Origin of the sequence: Allobosea sp., assembly GCF_048595345.1 — a bacterium.
Lineage (GTDB): Bacteria > Pseudomonadota > Alphaproteobacteria > Rhizobiales > Beijerinckiaceae > Allobosea.
This window is the reverse complement of record NZ_JBMDWH010000019.1, coordinates 117,162-136,232: the sequence shown is the minus strand read 5'-3', so window position 1 is coordinate 136,232 and position 19,071 is coordinate 117,162. Positions and strand designations below refer to the sequence as shown.

At 68.7% G+C, this 19,071-nt stretch carries 1 protein-coding gene (cut by a window edge); it reads right to left on the bottom strand.

The window, feature by feature from the left end:
- Positions 1–19,071: part of a beta strand repeat-containing protein coding region (locus ACOJTB_RS03075; RefSeq protein WP_420101047.1), annotated on the bottom strand (this coding region is incomplete at its 3' end). Its footprint extends 13,694 nt past the window's final position; the window shows 19,071 of its 32,765 annotated nt.

Below are 19,071 nucleotides of genomic sequence, written 5' to 3'. Positions count from 1 at the left end.
GCACCGCGATCGGCGCCCTCGATCAGGTCGCTGCCGGCCCCGCCCATCACGACGTTGCGGCCGGAGCCGAAGACGATGTGATCGTTACCGCCGATCGAAGGCGCGATGGTCTGGACCTGTGCGCGCACCGCTTTGGCGGCGGCGCCCTGCTGCGTCACCACGAAGTCGGCGGAGCCGCTGTCGCCGAGGATGACGTGATCGCCCGCGCCGGTCGTGATGTTGTCGTCGCCGGCGCCGCCCAGGATGACGTCGTTGCCGTCGGACGCCTGGATGACATCGTTGCCGCCGATGGCGGGATCGATCGATTCGACGTGATCGGCGAGACCAAAGGTGAAGGTGGCCTTGCCGTTATCGCCGAGGATGACGTGGTTGCCGCGGCCGGCCGTGATCCGGTCGCCTCCCGCGCCCCCCAGGATGGTGACATCGCCATCGCGCGCCTCGATGAGATCGTCGCCGCCGATATCGGTCGCGGTCGATGTCACCGTCGCGATCTTGCCGTTGGCGAAGGTCGCGACGCCGCTGTCGCCGAGCACCACCTGCGTGCCGGAGCCCAGCGTGATGGAATCCGCCCCTGCCCCGCCGATGATCGTGGTGTTGCCGTCCTGCGCCTTGATCTCGTCATTGCCGCCGATGGCCGGGTCGATGGACTCGATCCGGTCGAGCATGCCGTTGGTGAAGAGCGCCTGCCCGTTATCGCCGAGGATGACGTGGTTGCCGGTGCCGATGGTGATCCGGTCGCCCCCCGCGCCGCCAAGAATCGTGGCGTCGCCGTCCTTCGCTTCGATCACGTCGTCACCGCCGATATGGGTCGCGGTCGAGGTCACCGTCGCGATCTTGCCGTTGGCAAAGGTCGCGACGCCGCTGTCGCCCAGCACCACCTGCGTGCCGGAGCCCAGCGTGATGGAATCCGCCCCTGCCCCGCCGATGATCGTGGTGTTGCCGTCCTGCGCCTTGATGACGTCGTTTCCGCCGGTCGCTGGATCGATCGATTCGATGCGCGTCAGCATGCCCAGTGTGAAGAGTGCCTCGCCGGCGTCGCCGAGGATCACATGGTTGCCGGTGCCGACGGTGATCAGGTCTGCCCCTGCCCCGCCCAGGATCGTCGCATCGCCGTCATTGGCCTCGATCACGTCGTCGCCGCCGATATCCGTGGCGACGGAGATGATGCTCTCGATCCTGCCGCCGGCGAAGGTGGCCGAGCCGCTGTCGCCGAGGATGACCTGCGTGCCCTTGCCGACCGTGATGGCATCGCCACCGGCGCCGCCGATGATGGTCGTGTCGCCATCGGCCGCGGTGATGGTGTCCGCCGCGCCGATCGCCGCCTCGCCATCCTTGGTCTTGATGGCGAGCAGGACGCGGGCGCCATTGACGACATCGAAGGTCGCCTCACCCGCATCACCGAGGATCACCTGCGTGCCCTTGCCGACCGCGATCGTGTCGGAGCCGGCCCCGCCGATGATGGTCGAGCTGCCGTCGGCGGCCCTGATCTCGTCGTTGCCGCCATTGGCGCCGTCAAGAGAGGTGACGGAGGTCAGCACGCCATTGGTGAAGACCGCATCGCCATTGTCGCCGAAGATGACGTGGTTGCCGGCGCCGACCGTGATCTTGTCGGCCCCCGCGCCGCCCATCACGACGTTGTCGCCGGCGGTGGCGGTGATGATGTCGGCCGCGCCGCGCGTCGTGTTGGTCGAGACGACGCGGCTGACGACATGCGCGCCCTCGAGATGGAAGCCCGCCGTGAGGCTGCCATCCTGATAGATCTGGCCATGATCGCCGATCACGACATTGTCGCCCGCCGCCGCGTCGATCGTGTCTGCCCCGGCGAGGCCGGTATCGTCGATCGTGACGATCCGGGTGGCGATGTCCAGGTTGAAGGCGGAATCGCCCAGGATGTAGTCGGCCGCCGGGCCGCCGGTGATGCTGTCGTCGCCCGCGCCGCCGGCGATGTAGTTGCGGCCCTGGCCGCCGATGAGGGTGTCGCGGCCGGCGCCTCCGTCGATCATGACGATACCGGTCGCGCCGGAGGCGTCGATGTAATCGTCCAGGCTGACCGGATTGCCGTCGACGCCGATCGCGCCCTCCGGCCGGAAGGCGAAGGCGCGCCCGGTCGGGTTCTGGGGCGTCGAATCGTAGCGGCTGTTGTCGGCCGAGGTGTCGCCGAACAGCGCGAGCGGGCCGGTCGAACCGGTCACGATCAGCCGGTCGGCGCCGCCGCCGCCATTGATCTCGGTCAACGTCGCCGCGGCCGTGCTCTTGACGGTGAAGGTGTCGTTGCCCTGGCCGAGCAGCACCTGCACGACGCTCATCGCCGTATAGGTGATACCGCCTCGATAGGTCTGGCTGTTGGCGCCGCCGGTGACGATGTCCTGCGAGGCCATGCCGAGGCCGCCGATATGATCGGCCGTCAGCTCGCCGGTGACGCCAGCCACGGTCGAGTCGTTGTAGACGATCAGCTTGTCGAGATCGGGCCGGCCATTATTGGCGATGGTGCGATTGACGACATCGTTCTTCTCGCCCGGCAGGGCAATCGCCTGCTGCAGGCCACGGCTCTGCGGGCCGACGCCGCCATAGACCACCAGCGGGCCTTCGACGGCGCTGAGATCATGCGGCTGACGCGAGAAGGTCTTGAGGTCGCTCGTCGTCCTGGTGCCGTTGGGATCGCGCGAGACGGTGATGCGGATCGGCGTGTCGTAGTCGCCGGGGCCGAAGGTGACGGTCGCGGGACGGCCGTTGGACGCGGCGGTAAAGCGCGAGTCGCTGCTCGACTGGATGGTCTGGCCGTCATTGGCGATGGCGATGGTGACCGGGCCGGTGGGCGCAGTGGTCAGCACCATGTCGTAATAGGAGGGCTGCGTGTCGGTGACGACGACACCGCCCGGCGCCGGGCGCACGAAGACACGGGCGGTGTCGGCGTCGATCACCGTGACGCGGACGATCGGCTGCTCGGCGATGTTGCCGAAAAAGCCTGCCGCTCCCAGCGAACTCGTGACCTTATGCGTCACATTGACGAGCTGGCGGTTCTCGACGACGCCGTCATGCGGCGCGGCGACGAGCACGGTCTGCGCGGTGGACCAGTTCTGGTCGGTGAATTCGAGATAGGCATGCCCGTCCTGGTCGATCGGTAGCGCCGAGCCATCGGCGCGGGTGAGCGTGATCTGCCCGTTCTCGGGGAGCAGCGTGACGCGCACCGTCTCGCCGGCGAGCGGCCGGTTGTTGAGGACGACGGTGTAGCTGTCCTTCTGCTGCGGCTTGCTGCCCTCGATGACCGTGGTGTCGCCGTCGCTCTGGGTGACGATAATGCCGGCCTTGTCGTCGTCGAGCACGGTCACGAGAGCGGTCCGCAGCCAGGTTCCGTTCACCTCGGCATTGCTGCTGATCACCGAATGGCCGATCGCGACCTTCTGGTCGCCCTCGGCCGCGGTATCGGACTTGGCGCGCACATAGATGGTGCGGGCACTCTGCCAGATATAGCCGCCATGGCCGTCGGAGACGGTCGCGAACGTCACCGTCAGGGCGTCGGAATAGGTGACGCCGTCGAGCGAGACCTCCACCGTCCCGGCATTGCCGGCCAGGGCGCGGTTCTGCGAGGAGGCCTGGGCGGCCGAGACGGTGACGACGGCGGTGTCGTTCGCGGTGAGGGCCGTCACTGTCGGCAAGGGCGGCGCGAGCGTATAGGTGCCGACCTTGCTGCCGGCCGCGTTGGCGGTGGAAACCGCACTGTCCTCGCGCAGCGTCAGGCCGCCGCCATCGCTGACGGCGCCGCCGGCCGCGGTCGAGACCGAGGCGGTGACGCCCGCGACGAACAGCCCGTCATAGCGCGCATCGGAGCTGGAGATGGTGTGGTTGATGACGGCCGAATTGCCCTTGGCATCACGCGCCACCACCTCGCCGGAGACATCGCCGGCGACGTTGAAGGTATCGCTGCCGAGCCCGCCGATCAGCGTCGTCACGACGCCGGGGGCCGTGGACAGGACATAGAAGGTGTCGTCGCCTTCCAGGCCATCGACCTCGACCGCCTGGATGTTGGCGAACTTGATCGAAAGGCCGGCGCCGTAGACACCGTCGCGGGTGACCACGAAGGTGTCCGCGAATTCGGTGCCGAGCGCGACCACCTTGTTGAAGCCGGAGCCGCCGTCGATATCGACCGGTGCGTTGATGTTGTACTCGATCTTGTCGTTGCCGGCGCCGGCATTGACCTTGATCTTGCCGGTATCGGCCAGGGCGAAGGCCCGGATAATGAACTGATCGTCGCCATCCTCGCCTTCGAGGCGCAGATCGGCCTTGTTGGAATAGATCTGGAAGGTGTCGTCGCCGACACCGCCATAGATCACGACCGGAATCGAGTTGCCCTTCGACAGGTAACCGCCGAACGAGACCTGCACCGTGTCGAAGACATCCTCGGCCAGCAGCCCATTCGCCACGTCGCGCGGCGTGGCGAAGATCTGGCCCATCTGGAAGAAGTCGTTGCCCGCGCCGCCATCGACGGTCATCAGCGCCGCGTCGTCATCCATGAAGAAGCGGTCGTCACCCAGCCCGCCCTCGACGATGATGCGCCCGTTGAGCGAGGCGTCGACATTGATCCGCTCGACCGCCGTATTGGCCGGATAGGTGCCGTCGGCATTGGGATGGACCAGCGCGACGAAGTTCTTGCGCATCAGGACCGTGTCGGCCGCATCGGTGCCGAGCACCGTCAGCGTGTCGACGCCGCGATCGGCATCGCCGCTGTCATGGACATTGATGCGATAGGTCGAGGCGCCGGCGAGTTGGATGCGCACCGTGTCGGTGTCCTGCCCGCCATCGATGTTCAGCGTGTCGCGGCGCCCGCTCGCGGCCGCGCTGGTCAGGTCCGGCAGGCGGTTGACGAGGATCGTGTCCTGGCCGTCCTCACCGAAGACATTGGTGTTGCCGGCGATCTCCAGCAGCGTCATTTCGAGCTGGTCGTCGCCGGCGCCGAGATGGATGTCGGCCGTCGTTGAGCGCATGCGCCCGCGCAGGGTCACGCGGTCGCGCCCGCCGAGCGTCGTCACAGCCAGCGTCGAGGCCGCGACGGTGCTGCCGAGCAGGGTGATGGTGTTGTCGCCAGCACCGGCCGCGATCGCGATGGAGTCCGCCGCAATGGTGCCGGTCTGCAGCACGGTGCCATTCGCCGAGACCGCGTCCGTGATGCTGTCCGCATCGGCGCCGGTGGTCAGGGTGAAACCGCCGGTGACCGTGTAATTGCCGGCCAGCGTGACGAGATTCGCTCCGTCCGCGAGGTCGATCGACAGCGTCCCTGCGGTGACGGTGGCGGAGGCGGAGACGGCGCCGGCCGCGATCTTGACGTCGGCCAGCGTGTCGACACCGGCGCCGCCGGTCACGGCAAAGAGGCCCGCGACGGTGAAGCGGCCGGTCAGGGCGAAGCTGTCGTCGCCCAGCCTGTTGCCGGTTCCGGCCGAGCCGGAGACGGCGAGCGAGCCCGCCTTGACGATGCCGCCGATGTCGAAGGCATCGCGGCCCGAGCCGGCCTTGACGGTCATGGCTCCAGACACGTCGATATCGGCTGCGATCGTGACCCGATTGGCGCCCTCGCCCGCGTCGATGGACAGCGAGCCGGCCTTGTAGCTGCCGGTGAGCGTGACGGTGTCGTCACCGGCGCCGGTTTCGACCGTCAGCGCACCCGTTTCGAAGGTGCCGCCGAGCGCGACGATGTTGTCGCCATCCTTGGCGCGGATCGTGATGGAACCGCCGATGGTGAGCGCGCCCTCGACGGGCTGGCTGTTGGCATCGAGCGTGATCGTGCGCGTTCCGGTGCGGAACGTACCGTCGAGACGGATGTCGTCGCTGCTCTGGCCGCCCTCGATCGTGATCGAAGAGCCGACATAGGTGCCCTTCAGATCGATCAGGGCGCCGGTGTTGTCGGCATTGCCGGAGGCGCTGTAGTCGGCGCGGAGGGTGATGGCGCCCTTGGCCTTCACGGTTGCGCCGGCCTGGACGATCAGGTTGTCGCCGGCATTGAGCGTGACGCTGCCGCCGGTGGAGAAGATGGTGACGCCGCCGAGCACGGTGAGGTCGTCGCCGCCCGCCCCGGTCTCGCCCGCCGTCTGCACGATGTCGCCGCCGGCGATGATGTCCTTGTCGATCGTGAGCGGGCTGGAAGTGCGGATGCTGAGCGTTCCGGCAGCGCGGAATCCGGGCGCGGTGTCGGCGACGACGCCGCCGACGCGCAGGCCGCCGATGTTCCAGAGATAGACATTGCCGGCGGTCGAGTAGCCCTCGATGCCGCCATAGCTGTCGCGGCCCACGCCATTGTCGGCGGTCATGCGCGCGACGATGCGCCGGCCATCGGCACCGATATCGTCCTTGGCGATGAGATAGGCCTTGCCCGAGGTCAGGTTCGAGCCCGTGGCGGCCGTCGATTTGTCGGCGTCGTCATAGAGCGGAAGCCCGTTGACGATGCCGCCCCCGGCCGCCGTCAGGAAGGCGACGCCGGTGTTGCGGGTGCCGACGGTGCCCAGAGCGAGATCGCCGGCGACCTCCTCGGCATAGATGTTTCCGAAGACGGTCTGGGCGTTGACATTGCCCTGCCGGTTGCCGCCCGCGCGGCTGTCGATGGCGAAGGCGCGCGCGGCCGTGCCGACCGTGTTGCCGGCGATGAGCGTGACGCCGTTGGCGAGCGCGTTCACCAGCGGGTTGGCCGGGGTGCCGCCCGAATAGAGCTGCGAGTCGATGTTGGTGGCGTCGGTCAGGAAACCGGCGTTCAGCACCGAGGCCGTGGCCTTGAGGACGATGTCGCCATTGCCGGCGGCGACCGCCAGCACGTTCATGTTGCCGGCCGTCTCTTCGAGGAACGCGCCGTTGGTGGCGGAGGCCCGCACCATGCCGGAGAGCTTGACCTCGATGCGATCCGCAGCGGTTCCGATGCTGCCGTTCTGCGCCTTCAGATAGAGATTGGCGGCGACGATCTTGTTGGTGTCGGTATGGACCGCGTCGAGGATGCCGCCATCGGCGACGAGCGTGACGTTTCCGCTCTGCGAATAGGCGGATTCCAGGTTCAGATCGCCGTTGCGCTCGGTGACGAAGACGTCCTTCGCCGTCCGGACCGTCAGGGCGCCCTGGCCCTTCAGGTCGATGCCGATGACGTTCGCCGCCGTGCCGACGGCCTCGTCCCCGCCTTCGAGCACGATGCTGCCGCCGCTGATGTTGGTGGCGTTGGCGCCAGCCGCATTGGTGAGGCCGCCCTTGGTCTTGATGCGGATCTCGTCGCCATTGCGCGACACCACGCTGCCCAGCGCCAGAGCGCCCTGCGTGCCGATGAAGATCTGGCGGTCGGCATCGACGCTGAACGTGCCGCCGGCCGACAGGTTCATCGGCTTGCGGCCCTGGATCAGCACCTGCTTGATCAGGTTTCCGGGGTTGGTGGGGTCGAGCGCCGACTGGAAGACGATGACGCTGCGGGCGGATTCTGCCTGGAGAACGTCGCTGCCGATGAGGGTGATGGTCGAGGCGGTGACCGAGGCGATGGTGTAGTACCGGGTCGCGTCGGTCTGGTTCGCCGTCCTCACGCCAAAGGTGCCCGCCACGCCGATCCTCATGCCGGCGGCAAAGCCGTCATCGAGGAAGCTGCCGCTGCCCCGGGTCAGGGTCCGGTCGGAGCCGAAGCTGATCTCTGTCGTGGCGCGCGGCGCTTCCGCGCTGGCGAGCCGCACGCCGAGGCTGACGACCTTTCCGCTTTCCGCGGTCAGCTGCTGGGTGGTGCGGATCGTGTTGCCGGAGACGCTGGCGATGGTGAAGACCGTCGGCGACTCGCCGCTGGCATTCTGCGTGGCGCCGCCAATGTAGAGCGTCGCGCCGACGGCGAAGAGCGCCGGGTCGAAGCTCCCGCCGTCGAGGCGGGCGATGACACCCTGGCCGGCATCGTTGGAGAACGTCACTGTGGCCGAGACCGGGGCGGAGGTCAGCAGCACGATGTCGCTGCGTTCCGCGGCGCCCAAGGCCAGCAGCTGGTCGCGGGTGAGCGGCTGGCGCGTGCTGGTGTCGATGACCGTCACGCCGTCGACCGAGCCGACATTGCCGCCGCCCTGCGCCGTTCCGCGGACCACGATCGAGACATTCGCGCCCGTGATAATGGGGTCCTGCTTCTGGACCTGCGTGCTCGTCGTTTCCTTCAGCAGGCCCTGCCCGACCGCATTGATCAGCTCGTCCTGCGTCCAGCGCTTGATGCCGGCATCGATGGCGTCCCTGGTCGCTTGATCGACGAAGAAATGCGGGTTGGCCTGCTTCGTCGCGCCGAGATTGAACTGCGCGAAAAAGCCGTTGAGCCTGGCATAATCGGCCGTGCGCGAGGCGGAGAGCGCATCGGCCGCGGTCTGGACCCGGGCATCGATGGCGGCGGAGGTGAGCGTTCCGTCATCGAGGACAGCCTTGCTGGCCGTGAAGGCCGTGGCCTGCGCCGCAGCCAGCGCATCGCCTGTCAGGCGCGGCGCAAAGGCGGCATCAAAGACGCCGGGATTCGGCTGCTGGTTGCGATAGCTCCAGTAGCTTGCGTAATCGGCGCGGTCGGCGCTGGACAGAGTCTGGGCGTAGAGCGCGTCATAGCTGTCGCCATGGGCGCCGAAACGGCCGTTCAGAGCCTGGTAATCGCTTTTCAGCTGAGCCTCGATGGTCGCCAGCCGCGCACGGACATCGGCAGCCACCAGCGCATCGGCATTCGACATCGCGGCGCCGGCCGTGGTGAAGCTCGCGGTGTAGCTCGTCCGCTCGGCCGCGCTCAGATGGACCTTGCCGTTGCCGTCGAGCGTGCCGCGCCAGCCCCAATAGGTGGCGTAGCTCGTGGAGAGGCTGGCATTGTAGCTGTCGCCGAAGCGGTCGAAGGTCGCCCTGAGCGCCTGGTAATCGGCATTCCTGTCGGCGTTCAGCTGCGTGAACCGGGCCGAGACGTAATCGTCGAGATCGCTCCCGCTCTTGTTCAGCGCAACCCCGGCATCGGCGAACTGCTTCTGATAAGCGGTCTGCTGGGCCGCGGAGAGAAGCGGCTTGCCATCCTGCCCGAGATTGCTGCGATAGCCCCAATAGGTCTCGTACTGCCCGGCGAAGCCGGTGATCTGCTGGCTGCCGAGCCCGCCGAAGATGCGGTCGAGCGCCTGGTAGTCGCGATTGCGATCCGCCTCGAGGGCAGCGATCTGGTCGTTCACATAAGCCGTCAGCGCATCGCCGCCGAGCGTCGAGGCCAGGATGCCGGACCGGATGCCGTCGCGCTCCGCCTGCGAAACCGGCACGGTGAAGGCCGCGTCATACTGGCCTGGATTGGCCTGCTTGCTGCGATAGCTCCAATAGGTGTCGTAGGCGGCGGGAAGATCGGCGACGTAGACGTTGCCGTACTGGCCGTATTGCGCGTGCAGCGTGCGATATTGCTGCGTGCGCGAGGTTTCGAGGGTCGAGATCGCATTCGCGACATAGCTGTCGAGCGCGGCTCCGCTCAGGCCATTCCCGGCGCCCTGCTGACGATACATCGCCTGGTAGCTGGCGAGCTCGGCCGAGCCGGCGGCGAAGCGGAACTGGAAGGACGCATCATAGACGGCGGGATTGGCCTGCAGGTTCCGATAGGCCCAATAGGTCGCGTATTCCTGCCGGTTGACGGTCTCGTAGGCGTCCAGCGTCGCGTTGAACTTCGCATCCGCATCGGCCGTGGTGAGGGCGAGATCCTTCCAGACGCCGTTGATCAGCTGGTCGGCCACGCGGGTGTCGAGCACCACGACATCGTTGACGTTGAGCAGGCTGCCGGCATCGACCTGCACCAGGACGTTGCCGTTGGTATGCAGCGAATTCAGCCGCAGATCGCCGCTCGTCTCCTCGATGCCGACATCGCCGGTCGCGGTGATGTCCACCTTGTCGCGCTGGGTGTTGCCGGTGTCGAGCTTCAGCGCGGCGGCGTCCGTCGTCCCGCCGATCCTGCCGCCGGCGATGAGCGTCAGGCTGCCGGCTGCGATCTGGCCCGGCTTGCCGGCGGCCACGGTGATGTCGCCGCTCGCCTTGAGGCGGACGTCGTAACCATTGCCCGCAGCGACGCGGTCGATGGCGAAATTGCCGGTCGTGGTGAGGTTGATCGTGCCGCGCGTGGTAGTGGCGACCAGCGCGCCGGTGGCGTTCACGCGGACCGCCTGGTCCGTCGTGCCCGTGCCGGCGCCGCGGCCGATGCTGCCGGCCGCCTGCAGGGTCACATTGGTGCCGCTGATCAGGTTGTTGGCGTTCAGCATCTCGATGCTGCCGCCGGAGGTGATCGTGGTGTTGCCACTGGCATTGGCGATGCCGCCGAGCAGAAGCACGCGCCCCGCCCCCGTCGAGTTGATCGTCACGGTGCCGGTGCGGGCGCCGGTGAAGCTCATCGCGATGCCGTAATCGGCCCGGATCGAATGGGTCGCGTCGGTTTCCTGACGGACGGTCGAGATGTTCTCCTGGTAGTAGGTCTTCTTTCCGTACCAGGTGCTCTCGGTCCAGCTCTTGCCGACGCTCGCCACCGGGCCCAGCGAACCGTCGGGGTTTTTCGTAAAGAAGGTGATGGTGTTGTCACGACGATAACCGGCCGTGACCGGATCCTCGACGTAATAATAGCCGCTGTTGGGAATGAGGGCGCCGGGCTTGGTGACGGCGGTGTCGAAATTGTACTGGTTCGGCGGATCCGCGGCGAGCGCGTCGATGCCGAGCCAGGACGAGGAGCCCGTGGTCTTGGTGTAGGTCGTGGTGGTGCCGAGGCCGACGCTGAAGGCGTAGCGATAGCCGGTCTTGGGCGCATAGCCGGCGATCATGCCGCCATTCGCAGCCGCGCCGACCTCCGTGCCGTCCTCCTTGAGATTGGCGACATAGCTCGTCACCGACCCGTCCGCGGCCTGGGTCAGCAGGGTCTGCTTGAAGGCGACGCCCTGCCCGGCAGCGGCGAAAGCGCGATCCTTGATGTCGATGATGCCGGCACCGCGCTGCGACAGGTCGATGCGGGTGACGACGACATCGTAGTCGAGCGCATTGTTGATCGTGACGGTGGCATAGCCGCCGAGCGCCCTGAGCTGGGCGGCGTTCGGGCTGGTGTTCAGCATCGTGCCGGTGAGGCTGATCTTGCCGCCGGCGGTCGCGATCTCGTTGATGACGATGCGGTTGTTGACCCGATCGAAGCTCGCCGAGAAACCGTCGCGGGAGAGCGAGCTGATGACGTTGCTGCGCCAGGGATTGGCGCGGATCTGCTCGATCTCGGCCGACACCGCCGAATTCTTCAGAATATCGATGGTGTAGCTGTCGCGGCCGCTCTGCACGAGGCCATTGATGTTGATGTATTGGGCGCTGATGCTGACATTGCCGTCGGCGATCAGCGTCGGCGTCGCGGCGTTCTTCAGCGCGTTGTCGACAGCGGTGGGATTGCCGGCGGCGATGATGTTGTTCGGGTTGCCGCCGCTGATGGTCCCCGCGATCTGGCCGTAAGGATCGGCCATCATGTAGGAGGTCAGGTCCTTGATGGTGACCGCGCCGCCGATCTGGGCGTTCATGGTCTTCACGCGGATATCGGCGAACTGGTTGTAGGCACCGCCGGTCTGCGTGGTGGGGGTGAAGCTGGCATTCACCGCGTAAATCTTGCCGACGATATTGATGGCAGGCGCCGGCAGGATGTCGGTATTGTCGAAATTGGGCTGCGCGCCGCGGGTGTTGGTGATGATGATGTCGCTATTGATGGCGGCTGAGACGACCCCGCCCTGCGTCAGCCTGGAGAAGGCGACGATGCCCGCGAGGCTGGCGGCGTTCTGGCGCTGGTTCTCAGCGACGATCAGTCCGCGGTTGACGCCGAGCTGATCCGAGGTGGTGACGTTGGTGTTGTTGAAGAAGGTCCCGCCGTTCGATTCCGGCATGGTGATGCCGCCGATGTTCAGCGAGGCGCTGGAATCGTTGACGATCTCGACCTTGGTATCGGCATGGGCGTCGAATTCGCCCGAGCCTGAGAGTTCGTCGGCGACCACCGTGATGCGGCCGGCGCCGGCGGTGAAGGCGCCGATGGTCAGCGCCTGGACCTGCTTTTGCACGGCGCGCGCGCCGAGGACCTCGCCGGCCTGGTTGTAGAAGATGTCGGCAAGGCCCTGGCTCGACAGGATGCCGGCGATGCGGTTGACCTCGCTCTTGTAGAAGGCTTGGAGCGTCGCGTTCTCCTTGTAGGAGACGAGCTTGGCCTGCGCATCGTAGAGCTGGCCGACGAGGTCGCTCGACGCCAGAATGTTGCCGAATGTCAGCGTGATCGGCAGACGCTTCAGGACCGTCGTTGCCGTGCCGGTGTCGCCGACGACGAGCTCGAACGTGTTCCTCGTGATATCGGCCGCGCCGAGATTGCCGTTGGCATCGAGCTGCTGGCCGTTGACCAGCACGCGGCCGGTGATCTTGGTGGCGATCGGGGCGTAGCGATCGACCTTGTAGGCGCCCGTACCAACCGTTTCCGTGCCCCAAACGAGCGCCATCTGGTCGATCGCGATGGAGATGTTGCGGGCGATGCCGGTCTCGACCTTGCCGTCGACGATGACGCGGCCGGTCGAACTCTGGTTGGCTGTGCCGGACATTACGGCCTGGCCGCTGCCGCCGAGCAGGCTGTCGATGGCGCCGGCCACCGCCGTCGCCCAATTGGTGCCTTTCGCCTTGGAGTCGGTGCTCGCGGTGCCGAGGCGGTTGGTCAGGAGATTGGCATCGCCGGCCGTGCGCAGCTGGGCGCCGCCCGCGACCGAGACCGTGTTGGTCTGGAGCAGGTTGATCAGCGAGTCGATCGACTGGATCGGGATCGCACTGCCGGCGAAGGTGTCGGTCCGCGCCGAGGTGACGTAGTAATCGTCGAACTGGTTGGCGTCCGTGCCGGCCGTCAGGTTCAGGTTGCCATAGGCCGTGATCCCGGCGTTGGCGCCGATCAGGACGGAGTTGTCCGGGCGGATATCGACCGTGCTGTTGCCGAAGGCCACCGTGGCCGCGCCATAGGTCTCGGAGTTGGAGACCGAGCTCGCATTGCCGGAGCCGTTGGCGCTCGCAGTGAAGGTGCCGAGCGTCAGGATGTCGGCCGAGGCGCCGACCAGAACCTGCGCCTTGAAGTTATCGGCGCGGATCACGGATTTGGCGCCCGCGCCCGAGATGGCGCCGCCGGTGGTCAGCGTGACCTTGTCATAGGCGTCGATCTTGTTGTTCGCCGAGAGTGTGATGCCGCCCTGCGTGCCATTCCCACGGCCGATGGTCGTCAGCGCGGTCTTATTGGCCGAGGAGCTGTCGACATTGACCGTCGCGATGACGTCGATCGTGGTCAGGCTGTCGGCGCCGGCGCCGCTGGCGATACCGCCGGTCGAGCCGACGATGTTCGCCTGGCCGAGCTGGGGCTTGCGGATCGTATTCTGGGCCGAAGCCGAGATCTCGCGCGCGCTGACCGAGGCGCCCGCTCCGATGATCGCGTTGGTGCGGTGGAGGAAGCTGTCACGCACCACGGCACCGCTGCCGGCGAGAGCGCCATAGCTCGCCGTCAGCACCTGGCTGCGGCCTGTCGCCGTGTGGTCTGCGGAGAGGAAGAAAGCGCCGCTGGCGGCCAGATTGCCGTTGAGGTCGGCCTTCACGGCCGGGTCGAGCGAAGCGGTCGTGCTGCCGCCCGAAGCGGTGGAGGCCGAGGCCGCGGTGCCCGAAACGAGCCCGCCCGAACCGGCGATGGCCTGCGTGGCGTTGTCGTCGGCGCTGGTCGCGGTCACGGTCATGGCGCCGGAGGCGATCGGCTTCAGCGTCTTGACGGTCGCGGTGGTGTCCAGCGTCGATTGCGCGTTCGAAAGCGTCGCGCCGGCCGCGACGAGGCCGACGCTCGCGCTGCTGGCATTGGAAACTTGGCGGGCGGCGCTCGCGGCGGCAAGCGTCGTGGTGCCGCTCATCGCGATCTCGCTGCCGGTGTCGAGCGTGGCGGTGATGGTGCCCTGCGTGCGTGCGTCCGTGACCGTCGAGTTGAGGCCGATCAGGCCGCCGACCGCGCCGGTGGCCTCTGAGAAGGCGGTGGGCTTGGTGCTGGGCTGGGCGAGCGTCGCGAGCACGCTGAGATCGGCGCCCGTGAGCTTGCTGTCCTTGGTGGTTGCGGTGACCGAGGCCTGGACCTTGCTCAGCGCCGTCGAGGCACCGATCGCGGCGGTGCCGGCATTGATGCCAGTCGCCTTGGCATGAACGCCGGGCGTGGCGATCGCCGAGATGGCGATGGCCGCGGCCTGCACCTGCGAACCCGTGATGGCGGCCGAGACGACCGGAGTCGCCGCGACATCGGCGACGGCGCCGCCAGCGGCGAGCGCGAGCACGCCTGCGGCAACATTGATGCCGAGGACGGCGGAATCGATGTCGGTTGTGTCGCTGGCCGAGACGGCGACATTGCCCGCCGCCTGCAGCTTGCCGCCGTCGATGCCGGCCGTGACGGTGCTGCCGACGCGGTCGATCGTGGTTGCGCCGCCACCGGCGAAGGTCACGCCCACCGGGCTGAAATTCGCCGCGAGCGAGGCGGTCGCCGCGCGGCTGGTGATCTGCGCCGCCTCGGTGGCGGTGACGGAGACCGCTCCTGCCGAGGTGAAGGCGGTATCGGCGCCGGCGATGCGGGCCGTGATGCTGTTGGCGATCTGGTTTGTCGCCGCGGCGACGGCGACCGAGACGGCCGCGCCACCCAGCGCGCCGAAGCTGGCCGCCACGGAAGCGGCGCCCGTGGTGACCGAAACCGTCGAGCTGTCGCTCGCCGCGACGGCCACCGAACCGGCCTGGATGCCGGCCCCGTCGCCCTCGATATGGGCGGTGACGGCGACCGCGACCTGGTTGCGCGCCCCCGCTCCGGCGCCGGCGCCCTGAACCGAGATCGCTCCGCCGCCGAGCGCGATGGCGCCCGCAGCGGTGAGGGCCGAAATCGTCTGGCTGGAGATCGCCCGAACCTGCAGTGCGCCGACGGCCGTGATGGTCGTGTCGCCCGCCAGCGCCTCGACCGCATTGGCCTGCCGGCGGGTCTGCGGATTGGCGACCTCGCTGTCGGCATAGCCATAGCCGATGAGGTTGACGGCGGTGCTGACGCCGAGGCTCACACCGACCGAGACGCCGCCGACATTGGCGCCGGCCGCGAGCGCGACGGTGCGCGCATCGACCCCGCTGGTGTTTTGCGCGGTGATCGCGACGCCGCCAGCGGCATCGACCGAGCCGCCCGTCGTGGTGGCGCGGGTCTCGCCGCCGATCAGATTGGTGGCGATGGCGCCGCCGCCGGCGACACCGACGGCCACGGCGCCACCCGCGAGCGCAGCCGCTGCGGCCGCGACCGTCGCGGTGATCTGCGCATTGGAGATCGCATTGATGGCGATATCGCCGCTACGCGCCTTGATCGTGGCGGAATCCGAGCGTGCGATCACGGAATCGGCGACGATGTTGAGCGCGGTGGCGATGCCCACCGAAGGGGCGACTCCGACCGAGGCGAAGGCGGCCGCGACGGCGGCGGTGCCGACATCGACCGCGATGGTCGCACTGTCCTGCGCCTTCACGGTGACCGAGCTGCCCTTGATGTCGCTCGCGGCACCGGTGATCGCCGCCGAGGTGGCGATGGCGATCATGTTGCCGGAATAGGAACCCGCTCCCGCAATGCCGACGCTGACGCCGCCGCTGCCGGCGAGCACGGCCGCCATCGCGGCGACCCTGGCGTTGATCGTGCTGGCCGAGGTGGCGGTTACCGAGACCGCGCCCTGGGCATCGAGAACCGTGTCGCTGATCCGCGCCTCGACGCCGATGCTGCCATTGGCATCGAGCGAAGGCTGGTTGCGGGTGGCGTTGCCGTTCTTCGTCGTCCAGGACCCGATCAGGTTCTGGGCACCGCTGAGGCCGACCGCGACAGGCACGGAGGCCACGCCGGAGCCGCTGACGGAGGCCGTCGAGACCACGACATTGGCGTCGATCGCCGAGGTGCGGTTGGCGGCGACGGTGACCGCCCCGGCACTGGTGACACGGCTGACGCCGGTTCCGCCGGTGTCGATCAGCGCCCGCGTGCTGCCGGTGATGATGTTGACGGCCGAGGCTCCGCCGCCCGAGATCTGCACGGCGGCGATGCCGGAGCCGCCCAGGCTGACGCTGGCGGCCGAGACGGTGGCCGCGATGCTGCCGCCGGTGGTTGCCGTGACCGAAACGCCGCCGCTGGTGGTGGTCAGGCCATTGCCGAGATCGCGCAAATAGGCCTCGGTGACGCCGGAGACCGTGTTGGTGGCCACGCTCGCCGCAATCGCGATGCCGACCGAGGCTGCGCCCGAGCCGCCGGCGGTGACGCCCGCCGCCGCCGCGATGGCGGTGATGGCCGAGAGCGTCGAGGCCGAGACGGAGACGCTGCCGGCGCGGATGCCGCCGGCGGAGGGATTGCTGATGAAGGCGCGCGTCGGCACGGCGACGGTATTGACCGCACCGCTGACAGAGCCCGCCACCGAGACATCGGCCGCGCCGCCGCCCTGGATCGAGGCGGAGATGGCCGCGACATTCGCCCGGATCGTCTGCTGCGACAGGGCCGTGACCGAGAGGGCACCGCCAGCCGTCACGGAAGAGGCGTCGACAGAGGCCTGGACCTCGCTGCCGCCGGCGATCTCGTTGACCGCCGCGACGATGCCGATCGCCACGCCGACACCGGCCGCGCCGCCGCCGCCCGCAGCGGCAGCCGCCGCATCGACGCTGGCGAGGATCGTGGCATCCGCCGTGGCGAGAATGGTCACCGCGCCGCTGGCGGTGAGCTTGCTCGCGGTGACGGTGGCGTCGGTCCTGGTCGAAATCGCGTTGCGCGCCCCGGCGCCGCCGCCGGTCACGCCGACGCCCGCCGCGCCGCCACCCGCCACGGCCAGCGCCGCCGCGGCAGCGATGGCCTGGATGGACCCCGCGCTGCGGGCGGAAACAGAAAGATCGCCTGCCGTCGTGGTCACGCCGTCATTGGCCGCGTCGATCCAGGCGCGGACATCGCCCGCGATGCTGTTCAGCGCCAGCGCGAAGCCGACGGCGACGGAGACGCCCGCCGCGCCGCCGCCCGATCCGGCGAGCGAGGCCGCTCCGGTGATCGCGGTGATGGCGGAGGTATCGGAGGCCGCGATCGCGACGCTGCCGGCCTGGATGCCGGTGCCGTCGCCCTGGATGAAGGCGCGCGTGGTCACGGCGATGGCATTGGCCGTCACCGACCCTGCCGCGCCGACCGAGACGCCCGCCGCACCGCCGCCCTGAATGGCGGCGGAGGCGGAAACCACCGTCGCAGAGACGGTCTGGGCCGACGTCGCGGTCGCCGAGAGCGCGCCGGCGACGATGAGGCTGCTGTTGCGGGCATAGGCCTCGACGACGAGGCCGGTGCCGGTCGCAGTATCGACCCGGTCCTTCCCGCTGCCGCTGGTGGTCCAGCTGCCGATCCTGTTCTCGGCTCCGGCGACGCCGACCGCGACGCCGACACCGGCGGCTCCGCCGCCACCGCCCGAGGCCGCGAGGGCTGAAACGATTGCGGTGATCGTCGCGCCGGACGTCGCCGAAAGGATCAGCGCCGCGGCGCTGTTCACGGTGCTGGCGTCGATGAAGGCCGAGATCGCACCGGTGATGACGTTCGAGGCGAAGGCACCGCCGCCGCTGACGCCGACACCGGCCGCACCGCCGCCAGCCACGGTGAGCGCCGCAGCCGCCGCCGCCGCATAGATCGAGCCGTCGCGACGCGCGCCGACCGAGACATCGCCGCTGCGTGTCCTCACCAGATTGTCGGCATTGCGGATCGACGCCTCGACCGCGCCGGTGATGCTGTTGAGCGCGAGCGTGAAGCCGACCGCGACCGCGACACCGGCCGCGCCGCCGCCCGCACCGCCCAGCGAGGCGGAGCCGGCCAGCGCCTTGATCGCCGATTGGTCGCGGGCGGAGAGGGTGACGCTGCCGGCGTCGATGCCGGTCGCGCCGTCGCCGCTGATGCTGGCGCGCGTATCGACGCCGATCGCGTTGGTCACGACCACGCCGGCCGCCGCGACGCCGACGCCTGCCGAACCGCCGCCGCCGATCGCGGCCGCCGCAGCCACCACCTGCGCCTCGATCGTCTGGGCCGAGCGGGCCGTCACGGCAAGGGCGCCCGTCGTCACCGCGCTGGTGTCGTTCAGGGCGGCGACGACCGAGGACTGGCCGCCGATCACCGGGCTGTCGACGCGGCTCCTATCGGTGCCGCTGGTGGTCCAGCCACCGATCTGGTTGGCGGCGGCGGACGCACCGACGCCCACGCCCACGCCGGCAGCCCCGCCACCGGAACCCGCGAGGCTGGCGGCGGCAACGGTGGCGGTGATGGTCGAGGTCGCTTCGGCGGTCACGGTCAGGCTGGCGCTGCCGGTGATGCGGCTCGAATCGATATGCGCGCTCGTCGCCGTGACGATGTTGTTGAAGGCAAAGGCGCCGCCGGCCGAGACCGACACGCCGGCAGAGCCGCCGCCACCGATGCTGACGGCCGCCGCCGCGGTGCGCGAGGTGATCGCGGCATTGCTGGTGGCCCTGACCAGAACCGCGCCCGTCGCCGCCAACCCGTCCGTGAGATGGGCGATGCCGGCTTCGACGCCGTTGACGATGGTGTTCATCGCCAAAGCGAAGCCGACCGCGACGCCGACACCGGCAGAGCCGCCGACGCCGCCCGCGACCGAGGCCGAGCCGGCGATCGCGCTGATCGACGAGCCATCCGTCGCGGTGACGCTGACGGCGCCGGCTGAGATCGCATTGCTGGCGATGAGGCTGCCGGCGATGCCGTTGCCCTCGATGAAGGCCCGCGCCGAGACGGCGATAGCGTTGACCACGGCCGTGCCGGCGACCGAAACGCCGACGCCGGTCGAACCGCCGCCGCCGATCGCGACGGCTGCCGCCGCCACGAGCGCGCTGATCTGGTTTTGCGACTGGGAATCGACCGTGAGCGCGCCCACGGCCGTCACCCCGGTTCGGGTCAGCGATGCTTCCACCACCGTGCCGCCATTGGCGGCGAGGCTGTTGCGGCGGTCCTTCCCGGTGCCGCTCGTGTTCCAGCTGCCGATGCGGTTCTCCGCCCCGGCGGCGCCGATGCCGACGCCCACGCCGTTC